Origin of the sequence: Streptomyces sp. NPDC059866 (assembly GCF_042731325.1) — a bacterium.
Lineage (GTDB): Bacteria > Actinomycetota > Actinomycetes > Streptomycetales > Streptomycetaceae > Streptomyces > Streptomyces flavusporus.
This window is the reverse complement of the sequence record NZ_JBHWJT010000009.1, coordinates 136437-152562: the sequence shown is the minus strand read 5'-3', so window position 1 is coordinate 152562 and position 16126 is coordinate 136437. Positions and strand designations below refer to the sequence as shown.

The following is a 16126-nucleotide window of genomic DNA, read 5'->3' as shown; positions in this document are numbered from 1 at the left end:
CGACCCTTGTCATCGGACCACCAGGTCTGATGAGCTGTGGCCTGGGACACAACGGACACCCTTCGAGAGGGAGATGTCGTGAGCAACGAGAGCCTGGCCAACCTGCTTCGTGAGGAGCGTAGGTTCGCACCCCCCGCCGACCTGGCCGCCGACGCCAACGTCACGGCGGAGGCGTATGAACGGGCCAAGGCTGACAGGCTCGGCTTCTGGGCCGAGCAGGCCCGTCGGCTGACCTGGGCCAAGGAGCCGAGCGAGACACTGGACTGGTCGAACCCGCCGTTCGCGAAGTGGTTCAAGGACGGCGAGCTGAACGTCGCGTACAACTGCGTCGACCGGCATGTCGAGGCCGGGCAGGGCGACCGCGTCGCCATCCACTTCGAGGGCGAGCCCGGAGACAGCCGCGCCATCACCTACGCCGAGCTCAAGGACGAGGTCTCCAAGGCCGCCAACGCCCTGCTGGAACTGGGAGTTCGCAAGGGCGACCGGGTCGCGGTCTATATGCCGATGATCCCCGAGACCGCGATCGCGATGCTGGCCTGCGCCAGGATCGGCGCCGCGCACTCCGTGGTCTTCGGCGGCTTCTCGGCCGACGCGCTCGCCACCCGCATCCAGGACGCCGACGCACGGGTCGTCATCACCTCCGACGGTGGCTACCGGCGGGGCAAGCCGTCCGCGCTCAAGCCGGCCGTCGACGACGCGATCGCACGTGTGGACAACGTCGAGCATGTGCTCGTGGTGCGCCGCACCGGCCAGGACGTCGCCTGGAACGACGAGCGGGACGCGTGGTGGCACGAGCTCGTCGAGCGGCAGTCCGCCGAGCACACCCCGGAGGCGTTCGAGGCCGAACACCCGCTGTTCATCCTCTACACATCCGGTACGACGGGGAAGCCGAAGGGCATCCTGCACACCTCCGGCGGCTACCTCACCCAGGCTGCCTACACCCACCACGCCGTCTTCGACCTCAAGCCGGCCACCGACGTCTACTGGTGCACCGCCGACGTCGGCTGGGTCACCGGGCACTCGTACATCGTGTACGGTCCGCTCGCCAACGGCGCCACGCAGGTGATGTACGAGGGCACGCCGGACACCCCGCACCAGGGCCGGTTCTGGGAGATCGTGCAGAAGTACGGGGTGACGATCCTGTACACGGCGCCGACCGCGATCCGTACGTTCATGAAGTGGGGCGACGACATCCCCGCGAAGTTCGACCTGTCCTCCCTGCGTGTCCTCGGCTCCGTCGGTGAGCCGATCAACCCCGAGGCGTGGATCTGGTACCGCAAGCACATCGGCTCCGACCGTACGCCGATCGTGGACACCTGGTGGCAGACCGAGACCGGCGCGATGATGATCTCGCCGCTGCCCGGCGTGACGGAGACCAAGCCGGGTTCCGCGCAGACGCCGCTGCCCGGCATCTCGGCGACGGTCGTCGACGACGAGGCGAACGAGGTGCCGAACGGCGGCGGTGGCTACCTGGTGCTGACCGAGCCGTGGCCGTCGATGCTGCGCACGATCTGGGGCGACGACCAGCGGTTCATCGACACGTACTGGTCGCGGTTCGAGGGCAAGTACTTCGCCGGTGACGGGGCGAAGAAGGACGACGACGGCGACATCTGGCTGCTGGGCCGGGTGGACGACGTGATGCTGGTGTCCGGCCACAACATCTCCACGACCGAGGTGGAGTCGGCGCTCGTGTCGCACCCGTCCGTCGCCGAGGCGGCCGTGGTCGGCGCCGCCGACGAGACGACCGGGCAGGCGATCGTCGCCTTCGTGATCCTGCGCGGTACGGCGGCGGAGACCGAGGACCTGGTGGCCGAGCTGCGCAACCATGTGGGCGCCACCCTCGGCCCGATCGCCAAGCCGAAGCGGATCCTGCCGGTGGCGGAGCTGCCGAAGACCCGCTCCGGCAAGATCATGCGTCGGCTGCTGCGGGACGTCGCGGAGAACCGCCAGCTCGGCGATGTCACAACGCTGACCGACTCCACGGTCATGGATCTCATCCAGGCGAAGCTCCCGGCGGCATCCAGCGAGGACTGAGAACGCTCGAGGGCTGAGGGCGGCCCCGACAGGGCACCCGGCGAAAGACGCCTGACAGGCGCGCCGGGTGCCCTTTTTGCACCTAACGTGAAGTTCACCGGACCGGTCCGCCGCATCTTAGGTAAGCTAAGAAAAGCGTCAACAACGCAACAGTGATCTCAGGTGCGCCGGGAAGTCTGGTCGGCATGTGCTCCGTGCTGCCCACCGACCGGAGGTCTCGCCGTGACCGCGCCCCTCAACCCTCGCAAGGTATTCGCACGCCTGTCGCTGCCCGAGCGGACCTTCGTCGTGGACGCGCTGCGCACCGAGACCGTCGGCGGTGTGCTGCTGCTCCTCGCCGCCGTCACCTCGCTGCTCTGGGCGAACATACCCGCGCTGCACGACAGTTACGAGACCGTCAGCCACTTCCACCTGGGCCCCGCGGCCCTCGGCCTCGACCTCTCGATCGAGCACTGGGCGGCCGACGGCCTCCTGGCGGTCTTCTTCTTCGTCGCCGGTATCGAGCTCAAGCGTGAGCTGGTCGCCGGCGATCTGCGCGACCCCAAGGCGGCCGCCCTGCCCGTGGTCGCCGCACTGTGCGGCATGGCCGTACCGGCGCTCGTCTACACGCTCACCAACGTCCTCGGCGGCGGCTCCCTGGACGGCTGGGCCGTGCCCACCGCCACGGACATCGCCTTCGCGCTCGCCGTGCTCGCCGTCATCGGCACATCCCTGCCGAGCGCGCTGCGCGCCTTCCTGCTCACCCTCGCCGTCGTCGACGACCTCTTCGCGATCCTCATCATCGCGGTCTTCTTCACCGAGACGATCGACTTCGCGGCGCTCGGCGGCGCGGTCGCCGGCCTCGGCGTCTTCTGGCTGCTGCTGCGCAAGGGAGTACGCGGCTGGTACGTGTACGTCCCGCTCGCCCTGGTGATCTGGGCGCTGATGTACAACAGCGGCGTCCACGCCACCATCGCCGGCGTCGCCATGGGCCTGATGCTGCGCTGCACCACCCACAAGAGTGAGGACCACTCCCCCGGCCAGCGCATCGAGCACCTGGTGCGCCCCCTGTCCGCGGGCCTGGCCGTACCGCTGTTCGCCCTGTTCAGCGCAGGCGTCTCGATCTCCGGCGACTCCATGAAGGACGTGTTCACCAAGCCGGAGACCCTGGGGGTCGTCCTCGGTCTGGTCGTCGGCAAGACGATCGGCATCTTCGGCGGTACCTGGCTCACCGCCCGCTTCACCCGGGCCACGCTCAGCGACGACCTCCAATGGGCCGACGTCTTCGCCGTCGCGTCGCTCGCCGGCATCGGTTTCACCGTCTCGCTGCTCATCGGTGAACTGGCCTTCGAGGGCGACACGGTCCTGACGGACGAGGTGAAGGCGGCCGTACTGACGGGCTCCCTCATAGCCGCGCTGGTCGCCGGCACGCTGCTGAAGGTGCGCAACGTCAAGTACCGCCGGCTGTGCGAGGCCGAGGAGCGCGACGACGACCTCGACGGCATCCCGGACATCTACGAGGAGCACGACCCGGCGTACCACCTGCGGATGGCGGAGATCTACGACCGCAAGGCCGCGGAGCACCGCAGGCTCGCCGCGGTCAGGGAGGCGGAGCGACGCGAGCTTGCCGAAGTCGCGGGCGGGGCAGGCGAGGAGAACGACGGTCCGGCATGATCTGACGGGACGGTACAAAAGTCGGGACCGTACGCAATCAGGCATGGACGGACCCGTACGCAGAAGAGGGAGACCGCGATGAGCGCACCCGACGGCAGCCCGGTCGGCGCCGAACGCAGCATCGGTCAGTTGTTCGCCTCGGCGACGACCGAGATGTCGGCGCTGGTGCACGACGAGATCGCACTGGCGAAGGCGCAGATCAGGCAGGACGTCAAGCGCGGAGCGACGTCCGGGGGCGCGTTCGTCGCGGCCGCCGGACTCCTCGTCTTCTCCCTGCCGATGCTGAACTTCGCCCTGGCCTACGGCATCCGGACCTGGAGCGACTGGAACCTCGCGGTCTGCTTCCTGCTGTCCTTCGCGGCGAACGTCCTCATCGCCCTCGTCCTCGCCCTGATCGGCCTCGTGTTCGCGAAGAAGGCCAAGAAGGGCCGCGGCCCGCAGAAGGTCGCCGCGTCGGTGAAGGAGAGCGCGGGCGTCCTGCAGAAGGCCAAGCCGCATCCGCGACCGGATCGCCCGGAACTTCCCGAGCTGCCCCGGGACCGCGTGCCCGAGGCCATCGAGGCTGTGGCACGCTCGTCGTCATGACGGAACCCGACACCCCTTCGGCGCAACCCGCCTCGGTCGTACGACCCGAAGGTCCCTGGCTGCACCGGGACGTCGCGGCGAACGGCGCGCGGTTCCACATCGCGGAGCTGGGCGACGGACCGCTGGTGCTGCTGCTGCACGGCTTCCCGCAGTTCTGGTGGACCTGGCGGCACCAACTGGTGGCGCTCGCCGACGCCGGGTTCCGGGCCGTCGCCATGGACCTGAGGGGCGTCGGCGGCAGCGACCGCACGCCCCGGGGTTACGACCCGGCCAACCTGGCCCTCGACATCACGGGCGTCGTACGGTCCCTGGGCGAACCGGACGCCGCGCTCGTCGGCCATGACCTGGGCGGTTATCTGGCGTGGACGACGGCCGTGATGCGGCCGAAGCTCGTCCGGCGCCTCGCGGTCGCGTCGATGCCGCATCCGCGGCGCTGGCGCTCGGCGATGCTCTCCGACGTCAAGCAGACGGCCTCGAGTTCCCACATCTGGGGGTTCCAGCGGCCGTGGATCCCGGAGCGGCAGCTCCTCGCGGACGACGGGGCGCTGGTGGGCCGGCTGATCCGGGACTGGTCCGGCCCGCGGCTGCCGGAGGACGGGGCCGTGGAGACGTACCGGAGGGCGATCTGCATCCCTTCGACGGCGCACTGCTCCATCGAGCCCTACCGCTGGATGGTGCGATCCCTCGCCCGGCCCGACGGCCTCCAGTTCAACCGGCGCATGAAGCGGCCCGTGCGCGTGCCGACGCTGCATCTGCACGGCTCCCTCGACCCGGTGATGAGGACCAGGAGCGCGGCCGGTTCCGGAGAGTACGTCGAAGCGCCGTACCGCTGGCGGCTGTTCGACGGTCTCGGCCATTTCCCGCACGAGGAGGATCCGGTGGCGTTCTCCTCCGAGCTCGTCAACTGGCTGCGGGATCCCGAGCCCGACCGATGACGCGCGCCGGGAATGCCACCCGGCTGGGGGTCCGGGGGTTACCCCCCGGGAAAGCACAGCCCGCACGAGGAGGATCCGGTGGCGTTCTCCTCCGAGCTCGTCAACTGGCTGAAAGACCCGGAACCCGATCGGTGACCGAGCCGATGCGCCCGGTATGCGGTTCTGAACGCCTGTACTACGAACTGCCAAATGCCTGGCGCATAGGCCAATTGGACGCGTCGGCGGCGGTTATCGACCTTGGGCCAGGGGCAGACGTCGGGGTATGGGCTGGACGCACGACTACAGTGACGCAGCACGCACTCGCCGCTCGGGCAATGGCCTGAGCTCCCACCAGCGGGGCACCCCGCAACTGGCGGGCACGGAACTCAGGGTGGGCATCCCACGCATTCTGCGCCGGCGTGCGCGCTGGGTCTCGATGCGCCTGCGTCACCCGCGCGGCTGATCCCTCGAACGGCCCTCACAGGGCGCAGCTGTCGCTGCCCACCTGCTGGTTGGCCGTACGCCCCTTGGTGATGTCCTCGCGGATCTCGTCCACGGTCAGCGCGTACCCCGTCTCGGCGTCGTCGAGGGACTTCGCGAAGACCACGCCGTAGACCTTGCCTTCGGGTGTGAGCAGCGGGCCGCCGGAGTTGCCCTGGCGGACGATCGCGTACAGCGAGTAGACATCACGGCGGACCGTGCCCCGGTGGTAGATGTCCGGTCCGTTGGCCGTTATGCGCCCGCGGACGCGCGCGGAGCGCACGTCGTACGCGCCGTTCTCCGGGAAGCCCGCGACGATCGCGCTGTCACCGCTGGCCGCGTCCTCGGAGGTGAACTCGAGGGCGGGCGCGTCCAGGTCGGGTACGTCGAGTACGGCGATGTCGCGCTCCCAGTCGTACAGGACGACCGTCGCGTCGTACCGCCTGCCCTCGCCGCCTATCTGGACGGTGGGCTCGTCGACGCCCCCGACGACATGCGCGTTGGTCATGACCCGGCGCTCGTCGAAGACGAAGCCGGTGCCCTCCAGGACCTTGCCGCAGCTCTGGGCGGTGCCCATCACCTTGACGATGGAGCGCTGGGCGCGGGCGGCGACGGCACTGTTCGCGAGGGCGGGGTCCGGGGGCTGGACATCGGTGATCGGCTCGTTCGAGAACGGGCTGAAGACCTGCGGGAAGCCGTTCTGCGCAAGGACCGAGGAGAAGTCCGCGAACCAGGTGTCGGCCTGTGCGGGCAGGGCCCGGGACACCCCGAGCAGCACCTTGGAGTTGCGCACCTCCTTGCCGAGGGTCGGCAGCGTGGTACCGGCCAGCGCCGAGCCGATCAGCCACGCCACCAGCAGCATGGCGACGACGTTGACGAGGGCGCCGCCGGTCGCGTCCAGGGCGCGGGCCGGGGACCAGGTGATGTACCGGCGCAGCTTGTTGCCGAGGTGCGTGGTCAGGGCCTGGCCGACCGAGGCACAGACGATCACGACGACGACGGCGACCACGGCGGCGGTCGTGTTCACCTCGGAGTTGTCGGTGAGCGCGTCCCAGATGACGGGCAGGGCGTAGACGGCGACGAGGCCGCCGCCCAGGAAGCCGATCACCGACAGGATGCCGACGACGAAGCCCTGGCGGTAGCCCACGATCGCGAACCACACGGCGGCGACCAGCAACAGGATGTCCAGCACGTTCACCGCTTCAAGCCTCGCCTCATCACTTCGCGATCACTCCTGGTCGGCCGGGGGCCCGGCAACAGCACGAGGGCCACCCTGTCATGACCGCCAGTCCAGCGGGACCTGCTTGTCGCGGTCCCACGGCTTCTCCCAGCCCGCGAAGTGCAGCAGGCGGTCGATGATTCCGGCTGTGAAGCCCCACACCAGGGCCGATTCGACCAGAAATGCCGGGCCCCGGTGACCGCTGGGGTGAACGGCGGTCGCGCGGTGGGCGGGGTCCGTGAGATCCGCCACGGGAACCGTGAAGACCCGGGCGGTCTCGTTCGGGTCCACGACGCCGACCGGGCTCGGCTCGCGCCACCAGCCGAGTACCGGCGTGACGACGAATCCGCTGACCGGGATGTAGAGCTTGGGCAGCACACCGAACAGCTGCACACCGGACGGGTCGAGGCCGGTTTCCTCCTCGGCCTCGCGCAGAGCGGCCCACAGCGGCCCGTCCGCCGTGGGGTCGCCGTCCTCGGGGTCGAGAGCACCGCCGGGGAAGGAGGGCTGGCCGGCATGCGAGCGCAGTGAGCTCGCCCGCTCCATCAGCAGCAGCTCGGGGCCGCGCTCGCCCTCGCCGAACAGGATGAGTACGGCGGACTGGCGGCCGGCGCCGTCCGCCGGAGGCAGGAAGCGGCTCAGCTGCAACGGCTCGACCGTCTCCACGGCGTGCACCACCGGGTCCAGCCAGGCGGGCAGACCCTCCTTGCTGAGCGTCACCGAACCGCCCTGAGTATGACTCGCACGTGTCATCGCCACCCCCGTCGTCCGCTTACGTCCAACGCCGGACGGCACCGAGATCGTTCCGGCCGCTCCGAGGTCTGTGCAGTGTGCGCCGCTTCTCCCGTCATCCGGCCCCCAGCGGCGGGGCCGGCTTGCCGCCTGCGTCCAGATAGGCCTGCGGGGGCTTCAGCCGCTGGCCGGGGTAGCCGCCCTTCTCGTACTTGAGCAGCTTCTTCGCCTTCTCCGGGTCCGTCTCGCCCTCGCCGTACGCCGGGCAGAGCGGGGCGATGGGGCAGGCGCCGCAGGCGGGCTTGCGGGAGTGGCAGATACGGCGGCCGTGGAAGATCACATAGTGCGAGAGCATCGTCCACTCGCTCTTGGGGAAGAGCGCGCCGACGGCGGCCTCGATCTTGTCCGGGTCGGTCTCCTCGGTCCACTGCCAGCGTCGCACCAGCCGCTGGAAGTGCGTGTCCACGGTGATGCCGGGACGACCGAAGGCGTTGCCGAGCACCACGAACGCGGTCTTGCGGCCGACGCCGGGCAGCTTCACGAGGTCGTCGAGCCGTCCGGGAACCTCGCCGCCGAACTCCTCCACCAACGCCTTCGACAGCCCCATCACCGACTTGGTCTTGGCCCGGAAGAATCCGCACGGCCGCAGGATCTCCTCGACCTCCTCCGGGTTGGCGGCGGCCAGGTCCTCGGGGCCCGGGTACCTGGCGAACAAGGCCGGGGTCGTCTGGTTGACGCGCAGGTCCGTGGTCTGGGCGGACAGGACCGTGGCGACCAGGAGCTGGAAGGGGTTCTCGAAATCGAGCTCCGGGTGCGCGTACGGGTAGACCTCGGCGAGTTCGCGATTGATGCGGCGGGCGCGGCGGACCAGGGCCGTACGGGACTCGTTGCTGGGCGGCTTCGGGGTGACGGTCTCCGCGGGCGGGGCCTTCTTGACGGCGGCGGAGGCCTTTTCGGGGGCGACGACGGCCTTCTTCCGCCCGAGGGTCGCCTTCCGGGTCACGGCGGTGGCCGTCCCGGCGGCCGCGGACTTCTTCGCGGGGGCCTTCTTCGCCGCCGGCTTCTTCGTCGGCGTCTTCTTCGCCGTGGCCTTCTTGGCCGGCGTCTTCTTCGCGGTCGCTTTCTTCTCGGTCGCGCTTTTTACCGACGCCCCTTTTGTCGCTTTTGCCGCTTTCTTTCCGCCATCGGGCTCCTGTTCGCCCACGGCAGAATCCCGACGTACAACCACCCGTGCAGCCCCCTAGGCCTGTGCTCTCACCGGCTATTTGGACACTCGGCCAGCCTAAGGCCCTGCACCGACATCCGCCCTGGACCCCGAAGATCGGCGCCCAATTGGACCCCTGCCGCTTACCTGGGGACAGCCGTGCGGCATCCTTGTGACAGATCACACTGTTTGGTCCGTCCGGCAAAATGGGCACCAGGGTCCCCTGGTACACACGGGGGAGCAAGATTCCCCTGAGCAGGTCGACAAGGAGAGAACTCGTGGACGACGTTCTGCGGCGCAATCCGCTCTTCGCGGCGCTCGACGACGAGCAGGCCGCGGAGCTGCGCGCCTCCATGAGTGAGGTGACCCTCGCAAGGGGTGACTCCCTGTTCCACGAGGGCGACCCGGGCGACCGGCTCTACGTGGTCACCGAGGGCAAGGTCAAGCTTCACCGCACGTCCCCCGACGGCCGCGAGAACATGCTGGCCGTCGTCGGACCGAGCGAGCTCATCGGCGAACTGTCGCTCTTCGACCCCGGCCCGCGTACCGCGACTGCCACCGCGCTCACCGAGGTCAAGCTGCTCGGCCTCGGCCACGGCGACCTCCAGCCCTGGCTGAACGCCCGCCCCGAGGTCGCCTCCGCGCTGCTGCGCGCCGTCGCCCGTCGGCTGCGCAAGACCAACGACGCGATGTCCGACCTCGTCTTCTCGGACGTCCCGGGCCGTGTGGCCCGCGCCCTGCTGGACCTCTCCCGCCGGTTCGGCGTGCAGTCCGAGGAGGGCATCCACGTCGTCCACGACCTGACGCAGGAGGAGCTGGCCCAGCTGGTCGGCGCGTCCCGCGAGACGGTCAACAAGGCGCTGGCGGACTTCGCCCAGCGCGGGTGGCTCCGCCTGGAGGCGCGTGCGGTGATTCTGCTGGACGTGGAGAGGCTGGCGAAGCGCTCGCGCTGAGCGTTGGCAGGCCTCGTTGTGGTCGTCGTCCTGGGGGCTGCAGCCCCCCCAGCCCCCCAGACCCCCGCTTCGGCCTGAACGGCCTCGTCCTCCAACGCCGGACGGGCTGTCTGACGCCGACGCGATGAAAATCCACCGCACGTACGGGCCGGCCACGGCACAGTGACCCCATGGCCGGAACCGTTCCCCCCAAAGGCCTCGACTCCCAGGGCCACCTCACCCGCGAGGGCTCCCTCGAGCGCGTCCAGTCCCCCTTCCGTCCCGTCGTCGCCGCCGCCCGGGACCGGCTGCCGGACGTCTTCGGGACGCGGCTGCACAGCGCGTACCTCTACGGGTCGATTCCGCGCGGCACCGCGCGCGTGGGGCGCAGCGACCTGGATCTGCTGGTCGCCCTGCGCGAGGAGCCCGGTGACACGGACCGCGCCGCCGCTCGTGCCCTGGGCGAGGCATTCGACGAGGAGTTCCCCGAGATCGACGGCGTCGGGACGCTGCTGTACAGCCGTACGCGGCTGCTGAGCGAGCTGGAGACGCACGACCTGGGCTGGTTCGTCGCCTGTCTGTGCACGCCGCTGCTCGGGGAGGATCTCGCCGAGTACCTGCCGCGCTACCGGCCCGATGGCCTCCTCGCCCGCGAGACCAACGGCGATCTCGCCCTTCTCCTGCCCCGCTGGCGCGAGCGGATCGCCGCCGCCGACGACACCGACGAGGCCCGCCGGCCGCTCGTGCGCTTCATGTCCCGGCATCTCGTCCGCACCGGCTTCACGCTCGTCATGCCCCGCTGGGGCGGCTGGACCAGCGATCTGACGGAGATGGCCGAGATCTTCGGCGCGTACCACCCCACGCGCGCGGAGCAGATGAAGACCGCGGCCGTCGCCGGGTACGAGCCGACGGGAGACCCTGCCCTTCTCAGGTCGTACGTCGACGACCTCGGGCCGTGGCTCGCCGGGGAGTACGCGCGCGTGCACGGCATCAAGGCGCCCCGCCCCGACTGAGCCACCGGCCCGGCCGGGCTAGATGAGCCCGTGCTCCTCGAGGTAGTCCAGCTGCGCCCGTACCGACAGCTCCGCGGCCGGCCACAGGGAGCGGTCCACGTCCGCGTACACGTGGGCGACGATCTCGGCCGGCGTCCGGTAGCCGTCCTCGACGGCCGTCTCCACCTGGGCGAGCCGGTGGGCACGATGGGCGAGGTAGTACTCCACGGCGCCCTGAGCGTCGTCCAGGACGGGTCCGTGGCCCGGGAGCACCGTGTGGACGCCGTCGTCGACCGTGAGGGACCTCAGGCGCCGCAGGGAGTCCAGATAGTCGCCCAGGCGGCCGTCGGGGTGCGCCACGACCGTCGTACCACGCCCCAGGATGGTGTCGCCGGTCAGGACGGCCCGGTCGGCCGGGAGGTGGAAGGAGAGGGAGTCCGCGGTGTGGCCCGGCGTCGGTACGACCCTGAGCTCCAGGCCACCGACCGTGACCACGTTTCCGGCGGCCAGACCCTCGTCGCCCAACCGCAGCGCCGGGTCCAGCGCCCGCACCTTGGTGCCGGTCAGCTCGGCGAAGCGGGCGGCGCCCGCCGCGTGGTCCGGGTGACCGTGGGTCAGGAGGGTCAGGGCGATGCGCCGGTCGGCCTGTTCAGCGGTGTCGACGACAGTGCGCAGGTGGTTCTCGTCCAGGGGGCCCGGGTCGATCACGACGGCCACCGAGGAGTCGGGTTCCGCCAGGATCCAGGTGTTGGTGCCGTCCAGGGTCATCGCGGACGCGTTGGGCGCGAGGACGTTGACCGCCCGCGGGGTGGCGGGGCCGGAGAGGACCCCGCCGCGAGGCTGGCCGGGAAGGGCGCTTGCGTCCGTCATGCGGGGGCTCCACCGGTCGGGATGTGCTTGGTGAACTCGTCGTGTCCCGGCCAGGCGAGCACGATCTCGTCGCCCTCCAGACGGGCCTGCGCCAGGACGGGCGTCAGGTCGCGGTCCGGGGCCGCCGCGAGCGCCTCGGCGGCCGTGCCGTACGCCGTCAGCTGCCGCAGGGTCGCGATCGTGGGCGGCATCATCAGCAGCTCGCCCTTGTCGTACGACGCGGCCGCCTGCGCGGGCCGGATCCACACCGTGCGGTCCGCCTCCGTGGAGGCGTTGCGGGTGCGCTGGCCCTCGGGGAGGGCGGCGACGAAGAACCAGGTGTCGTAGCGGCGGGCCTCGAACTCCGGGGTGATCCAGCGGGTCCACGCGCCGAGCAGGTCGGAGCGCAGGACCAGGCCCCGCCGGTCCAGGAACTCCGCGAAGGAGAGGTCACGGGCGACGAGGGCGGCGCGGTCCGCCTCCCAGTCCGGGCCCGTGGTGTCGCCGACGACCGAGTCGGGGGCCGGTCCGGCCAGGAGGACGCCGGCCTCCTCGTACGTCTCCCGTACGGCCGCGCAGACGATCGCCTGGGCGGCCGTCTCGTCGACGCCCAGCCGTGTCGCCCACCACGCGCGCGTGGGGCCCGCCCAGCCGACGTGGTGCTCGTCGTCGCGCGGGTCGACACCGCCGCCCGGGTACGCGTACGCGCCCGCGGCGAAGGCCATGGACGCGCGTCGGCGCAGCATGTGGACAGCGGGGCCGGTGCCGGTGTCCTTCAGGAGCATGACCGTGGCCGCGCGCTTCGGGGTCACCGGCGTGAGCGTGCCCGCCGCAAGCGCGCGGATACGGTCCGGCCACTCCGCGGGGTACCACTGACCGTTCACCATGGGCGCGAGGCTATCCCGTGGTGAGCGGATGTTCGAGAGGCAGTGATCGCCCCGGCTGCCAGGGCGTGCCAGGCCCCGCGATTCCGGCATGATCCGCCGGACACGCCCTAAGGCTGGGTGAGCTCCACCTGGATCTCGACCTCCACGGGCGCGTCCAGCGGCAGCACCGCCACGCCGACCGCGCTGCGTGCGTGCACGCCCTTGTCGCCGAGGACCTCGCCGAGCAGCTCGCTCGCGCCGTTGAGGACGGTCGGCTGCCCCGTGAAGTCCGACGCCGAGGCCACGAATCCGACGACCTTCACGACGCGCGCGATACGGTCCAGGTCGCCTGCGACGGACTTGACGGCCGCGAGCGCGTTCAGGGCGCAGGTACGGGCGAGTTCCCTGGCCTCCTCGGGGGTGACCTCCGCGCCGACCTTGCCGGTGACCGGAAGCTTGCCGTCCACCATCGGCAGCTGGCCGGCGGTGTAGACGTACGGCCCGGTCTGTACGGCCGGCTGGTAGGCGGCCAGCGGCGGGACGACCGCCGGCAGCGCAAGGCCCAGCTCGGCGAGCTTCGCCTCGACCCCGCTCACGCCTGCTTCTCCCGCTTGAGGTAGGCCACGAGCTGCTCGGGGTTGTTCGGCCCGGGCACCACCTGGACGAGCTCCCAGCCGTCCTCGCCCCAGGTGTCCAGAATCTGCTTCGTTGCGTGGACGAGCAGCGGCACGGTTGCGTATTCCCACTTGGTCATGGGCCGACTGTATCCGCTGTGGTCGGCGGGGTACGCGGACGCCGGGGGCCGCCGTTGTCCACAGGCCCCGGATTGGTTCCGGCGCGGACTGGTTACGCTCGAAGACGTGAGCAGGCTCCAGGTCGTCAGCGGCAAGGGCGGGACCGGCAAGACAACGGTCGCCGCAGCCCTCGCGCTGGCTCTGGCCACGGAAGGGAAGCGGACGCTTCTCGTCGAGGTCGAGGGTCGGCAGGGCATCGCACAGCTCTTCGAAACGGAGGCGCTGCCCTATGAGGAGCGGAAGATCGCCGTAGCTCCGGGCGGCGGGGAGGTGCACGCCCTCGCCATCGATCCCGAACTGGCCCTTCTGGACTACCTCCAGATGTTCTACAAGATGGGCAGTGCCGGACGGGCTCTGAAGAAGCTCGGCGCCATCGACTTCGCCACCACCATCGCGCCCGGTCTGCGTGACGTACTCCTGACCGGCAAGGCGTGCGAGGCGGTCCGGCGCAAGGACAGGTCGGGGCGGTTCGTGTACGACTACGTCGTCATGGACGCGCCGCCCACCGGTCGCATCACCCGCTTCCTCAACGTCAACGACGAGGTCGCCGGGCTCGCCAAGGTCGGTCCGATACACAATCAGGCGCAGGCCGTGATGCGGGTGCTGAAGTCGCCGGAGACGGCGGTTCATCTGGTGTCGCTCCTGGAGGAGATGCCCGTCCAGGAGACGGCGGACGGGATCGCCGAGTTGCGGGCCGCCCGGCTGCCGGTGGGGCGGGTCATCGTGAACATGGTGCGGCCCGGGGTGCTCGACGCGGCCGACCTCGAGTTCGTACGGACCGTTCCGCGGACCGACATCGCGCGGTCGCTGTCGGCCGCCGGACTCGGCGGGGCGCGCCGGGGGCAGAACGCCGAGAAGCTCGTGGACCCGCTGCTGGCGCAGGCCGAGGAGTATGCCGAGCGGTACCTGCTGGAGCACGAACAGCGCTCCGCCCTGGGTGAGCTGGGCCTGCCGCTGCACGAACTGCCGCTGCTCGCCGAGGGCATGGACCTGGCGGGCCTGTACGAACTGGCCAACGAACTGCGGAAGCAGGGGATCGCATGAGTCCGGACCCGGCCCACGCCCCGGAAGGCGCCCGCCATCTCTCCCCCGCGCGCGTGCTCGACCTCGATCCGCTCCTCGACGACCCGCAGACCCGCATCATCGTGTGCTGCGGCTCGGGCGGGGTCGGCAAGACCACCACGGCGGCGGCGCTGGGCCTCAGGGCCGCCGAGCGCGGCCGGAAGGTCGTCGTCCTCACCATCGACCCGGCGCGCCGGCTGGCGCAGTCCATGGGCATCGACTCCCTCGACAACACCCCGCGCCGGGTGAAGGGCATCGACGGCGAAGGTGAACTGCACGCCATGATGCTCGACATGAAGCGCACCTTCGACGAGATCGTCGAGGCGCATGCGGACCCCGGCCGGGCGGCCGCGATTCTGTCGAACCCCTTCTACCAGTCGCTCTCGGCGGGCTTCGCGGGCACGCAGGAGTACATGGCGATGGAGAAGCTGGGCCAGCTGCGGGCCCGGCACGAGTGGGACCTGATCGTCGTCGACACGCCGCCGTCCCGTTCGGCGCTGGACTTCCTGGACGCGCCCAAGCGGCTGGGCTCCTTCCTGGACGGCAAGCTGATCCGCGTGCTGCTGGCCCCGGCGAAGGTCGGCGGCCGGGCGGGGATGAAGTTCCTGAACGTCGGTATGTCGATGATGACCGGCGCGCTGGGGAAGCTGCTGGGCGGTCAGCTGCTGAAGGACGTACAGACGTTCGTGGCGGCGATGGACTCCATGTTCGGCGGCTTCCGTACGCGCGCGGACGCGACGTACAAGCTGCTCCAGGCGCCCGGCACCGCGTTTCTCGTGGTGGCGGCCCCGGAGCGGGACGCGCTGCGGGAGGCCGCGTACTTCGTGGAGCGGCTGGCCGCCGAGGACATGCCGCTGGCCGGTCTGGTGCTCAACCGGGTCCACGGCAGCGGCGCCTTCCGGCTGTCCGCCGAACGGGCGCTCGCCGCCGCGGAAAATCTTGAGGAGACCCGCATTGTGGATCAGGGGGGAGGGAAAGCTGGTCTTCGTAACTCTCCCGACACGTACGGCAGTTCAGAATCTCCCGCTTCCGATCCACCGGCTGCTCCGGACGAAGGTTCCCCCACCGTCACGGACGACGGCTCCCCCGCCGACCCGGACTCGGAGCGATCCGCCGACCAGCTCACCGCGGGCCTGCTGAGGCTGCACGCGGAGCGTATGCAGCTGCTCGCCCGCGAGCAGCGCACACGTGACCGCTTCACGGCGCTCCACCCCGAGGTGGCGGTGGCCGAAGTGGCCGCGCTGCCCGGCGATGTGCATGACCTCGCGGGACTGCGGGACATCGGTGACCGGCTCGCGGCCAACCGGCCGGAGCTGCCTGACGGCGAGGTCCGCGTGTCTGACGGCGGCGCATGAGTGCCTGACGGCGACACATGAGGGGGTACAGCCCCCGACCGCCGGAGGGAAACCCCCGGAGGGGACGCCGAGGGGACGCCCTCAGCTCACTGCCGCGTAGTTCTCGTACACCTCGTCGTCGTCGAGGGGCACGAGGCCGGCCCCGCGCTCGTACTCCGTACGCGCGGTCTCGAGGAGCCGACGCCATGAAGTGACAGTGGGCCGCCTGCGCAGCAGTGCGCGGCGTTCCCGTTCCGTCATGCCTCCCCACACGCCGAACTCGACGCGGTTGTCGAGCGCATCGGCCAGGCATTCGGTGCGTACCGGACATCCGGTGCACACCGCCTTGGCCCTGTTCTGCGCTGCTCCCTGAACGAACAGTTCATCCGGATCGGTAGTGCGGCAGGCCGCCTGCGCACTCCAGTCGGTTACCCAGCCCATACCGGCGCCGTCCTCTCCCGAATCGAGGCTCCCCC

17 protein-coding genes are annotated in these 16126 nt (G+C 70.5%); 9 read left to right on the top strand and 8 right to left on the bottom strand.

Going from position 1 to position 16126, the window contains the following annotated elements; translation table 11 throughout:
* The first annotated feature begins 78 nt into the window (after nucleotides 1-78).
* The 5 genes from acs (at nucleotide 79) to ACFV7R_RS16305 (ending at nucleotide 5649) form a co-directional block, all read left to right on the top strand.
* Nucleotides 79-2034 (top strand): acetate--CoA ligase, encoded by a 1956-nt coding sequence (gene acs / locus ACFV7R_RS16325; RefSeq protein WP_385263983.1) that lies wholly within the window; start codon nucleotides 79-81, stop codon nucleotides 2032-2034.
* Between the two features lie 222 nt (nucleotides 2035-2256).
* Nucleotides 2257-3687: a Na+/H+ antiporter NhaA gene (nhaA, locus tag ACFV7R_RS16320; RefSeq protein WP_385263982.1), complete on the top strand. Its 1431-nt coding sequence runs from the start codon at nucleotides 2257-2259 to the stop codon at nucleotides 3685-3687.
* 78 nt (nucleotides 3688-3765) lie between these two features.
* Complete coding sequence (locus tag ACFV7R_RS16315; RefSeq protein WP_129799553.1) at nucleotides 3766-4272, top strand: phage holin family protein; 507 nt, start codon at nucleotides 3766-3768, stop codon at nucleotides 4270-4272.
* Nucleotides 4269-5207 (top strand): alpha/beta fold hydrolase, encoded by a 939-nt coding sequence (locus ACFV7R_RS16310; RefSeq protein WP_385263981.1) that lies wholly within the window; start codon nucleotides 4269-4271, stop codon nucleotides 5205-5207. Before ACFV7R_RS16315 ends, ACFV7R_RS16310 begins: the two co-directional genes overlap by 4 nt.
* A gap of 262 nt (nucleotides 5208-5469) precedes the next feature.
* Nucleotides 5470-5649 carry a hypothetical protein gene (locus ACFV7R_RS16305; protein WP_224734534.1) on the top strand — a complete coding sequence of 60 codons (180 nt, stop codon included), beginning with the start codon at nucleotides 5470-5472 and terminating at the stop codon, nucleotides 5647-5649.
* A gap of 15 nt (nucleotides 5650-5664) precedes the next feature.
* On the opposite strand, the gene ACFV7R_RS16300 is transcribed toward ACFV7R_RS16305, so the two are convergent.
* The 3 genes from ACFV7R_RS16300 to nth form a co-directional block, all read right to left on the bottom strand.
* On the bottom strand, nucleotides 5665-6864 hold the full coding sequence (locus tag ACFV7R_RS16300) for a MarP family serine protease (protein ID WP_129799556.1): 1200 nt from the start codon (nucleotides 6862-6864) through the stop codon (nucleotides 5665-5667).
* A 78-nt stretch (nucleotides 6865-6942) separates the two neighbouring features.
* Nucleotides 6943-7638 (bottom strand): NUDIX hydrolase, encoded by a 696-nt coding sequence (locus ACFV7R_RS16295; RefSeq protein ID WP_385263979.1) that lies wholly within the window; start codon nucleotides 7636-7638, stop codon nucleotides 6943-6945.
* A gap of 94 nt (nucleotides 7639-7732) precedes the next feature.
* Nucleotides 7733-8821 (bottom strand): endonuclease III, encoded by a 1089-nt coding sequence (gene nth, locus ACFV7R_RS16290; RefSeq protein ID WP_385263977.1) that lies wholly within the window; start codon nucleotides 8819-8821, stop codon nucleotides 7733-7735.
* Nucleotides 8822-9099: 278 nt separating this feature from the next.
* On the opposite strand from nth, the gene ACFV7R_RS16285 reads away from it, so the two are divergent.
* Nucleotides 9100-9774 (top strand): Crp/Fnr family transcriptional regulator, encoded by a 675-nt coding sequence (locus ACFV7R_RS16285; RefSeq protein WP_133928442.1) that lies wholly within the window; start codon nucleotides 9100-9102, stop codon nucleotides 9772-9774.
* Nucleotides 9775-9944: 170 nt separating this feature from the next.
* Nucleotides 9945-10766 (top strand): nucleotidyltransferase domain-containing protein, encoded by an 822-nt coding sequence (locus ACFV7R_RS16280; protein ID WP_385263976.1) that lies wholly within the window; start codon nucleotides 9945-9947, stop codon nucleotides 10764-10766.
* 18 nt (nucleotides 10767-10784) lie between these two features.
* Here the strand turns inward: ACFV7R_RS16280 and ACFV7R_RS16275 are convergent, their stop codons facing one another.
* The 4 genes from ACFV7R_RS16275 to ACFV7R_RS16260 form a co-directional block, all read right to left on the bottom strand.
* Nucleotides 10785-11615, bottom strand: a complete 831-nt coding sequence (locus ACFV7R_RS16275) for an MBL fold metallo-hydrolase (RefSeq protein ID WP_385263975.1) — start codon at nucleotides 11613-11615, stop codon at nucleotides 10785-10787.
* Nucleotides 11612-12481: an NUDIX hydrolase gene (locus ACFV7R_RS16270; protein ID WP_385263974.1), complete on the bottom strand. Its 870-nt coding sequence runs from the start codon at nucleotides 12479-12481 to the stop codon at nucleotides 11612-11614. The genes ACFV7R_RS16275 and ACFV7R_RS16270 overlap by 4 nt, the downstream gene beginning before the upstream one ends.
* Before the next feature lie 107 nt (nucleotides 12482-12588).
* On the bottom strand, nucleotides 12589-13056 hold the full coding sequence (locus ACFV7R_RS16265; protein ID WP_385263973.1) for a RidA family protein: 468 nt from the start codon (nucleotides 13054-13056) through the stop codon (nucleotides 12589-12591).
* Nucleotides 13053-13214: a DUF4177 domain-containing protein gene (locus tag ACFV7R_RS16260; protein ID WP_003975360.1), complete on the bottom strand. Its 162-nt coding sequence runs from the start codon at nucleotides 13212-13214 to the stop codon at nucleotides 13053-13055. Before ACFV7R_RS16260 ends, ACFV7R_RS16265 begins: the two co-directional genes overlap by 4 nt.
* 106 nt (nucleotides 13215-13320) lie before the next feature.
* On the opposite strand from ACFV7R_RS16260, the gene ACFV7R_RS16255 reads away from it, so the two are divergent.
* Together ACFV7R_RS16255 and ACFV7R_RS16250 are read left to right on the top strand one after the other, a co-directional pair.
* Complete coding sequence (locus ACFV7R_RS16255) at nucleotides 13321-14298, top strand: ArsA-related P-loop ATPase (protein ID WP_385263972.1); 978 nt, start codon at nucleotides 13321-13323, stop codon at nucleotides 14296-14298.
* The gene (locus tag ACFV7R_RS16250) at nucleotides 14295-15671 is read left to right on the top strand and encodes an ArsA family ATPase (RefSeq protein WP_385263970.1); all 1377 of its coding nucleotides are present in this window, start codon (nucleotides 14295-14297) and stop codon (nucleotides 15669-15671) included. Before ACFV7R_RS16255 ends, ACFV7R_RS16250 begins: the two co-directional genes overlap by 4 nt.
* Before the next feature lie 81 nt (nucleotides 15672-15752).
* Here the strand turns inward: ACFV7R_RS16250 and wblA are convergent, their stop codons facing one another.
* Nucleotides 15753-16091 (bottom strand): transcriptional regulator WblA, encoded by a 339-nt coding sequence (wblA, locus tag ACFV7R_RS16245; protein WP_167529677.1) that lies wholly within the window; start codon nucleotides 16089-16091, stop codon nucleotides 15753-15755.
* Nucleotides 16092-16126: the final 35 nt, after the last annotated feature.

What these genes read in the sequence shown, in the direction of transcription:
- ACFV7R_RS16295 (WP_385263979.1), bottom strand. Translation starts at nt 7,638, where the DNA reads ATGACACGTGCGAGTCATACTCAGGGCGGTTCGGTGACGCTCAGCAAG.
- ACFV7R_RS16260 (WP_003975360.1), bottom strand. Translation starts at nt 13,214, where the DNA reads ATGACCAAGTGGGAATACGCAACCGTGCCGCTGCTCGTCCACGCAACG.
- wblA (WP_167529677.1), bottom strand. Translation starts at nt 16,091, where the DNA reads ATGGGCTGGGTAACCGACTGGAGTGCGCAGGCGGCCTGCCGCACTACC.
- ACFV7R_RS16315 (WP_129799553.1), top strand. Translation starts at nt 3,766, where the DNA reads ATGAGCGCACCCGACGGCAGCCCGGTCGGCGCCGAACGCAGCATCGGT.
- ACFV7R_RS16250 (WP_385263970.1), top strand. Translation starts at nt 14,295, where the DNA reads ATGAGTCCGGACCCGGCCCACGCCCCGGAAGGCGCCCGCCATCTCTCC.
- ACFV7R_RS16305 (WP_224734534.1), top strand. Translation starts at nt 5,470, where the DNA reads ATGGGCTGGACGCACGACTACAGTGACGCAGCACGCACTCGCCGCTCG.
- ACFV7R_RS16280 (WP_385263976.1), top strand. Translation starts at nt 9,945, where the DNA reads ATGGCCGGAACCGTTCCCCCCAAAGGCCTCGACTCCCAGGGCCACCTC.
- ACFV7R_RS16310 (WP_385263981.1), top strand. Translation starts at nt 4,269, where the DNA reads ATGACGGAACCCGACACCCCTTCGGCGCAACCCGCCTCGGTCGTACGA.
- ACFV7R_RS16275 (WP_385263975.1), bottom strand. Translation starts at nt 11,615, where the DNA reads ATGACGGACGCAAGCGCCCTTCCCGGCCAGCCTCGCGGCGGGGTCCTC.
- ACFV7R_RS16270 (WP_385263974.1), bottom strand. Translation starts at nt 12,481, where the DNA reads ATGGTGAACGGTCAGTGGTACCCCGCGGAGTGGCCGGACCGTATCCGC.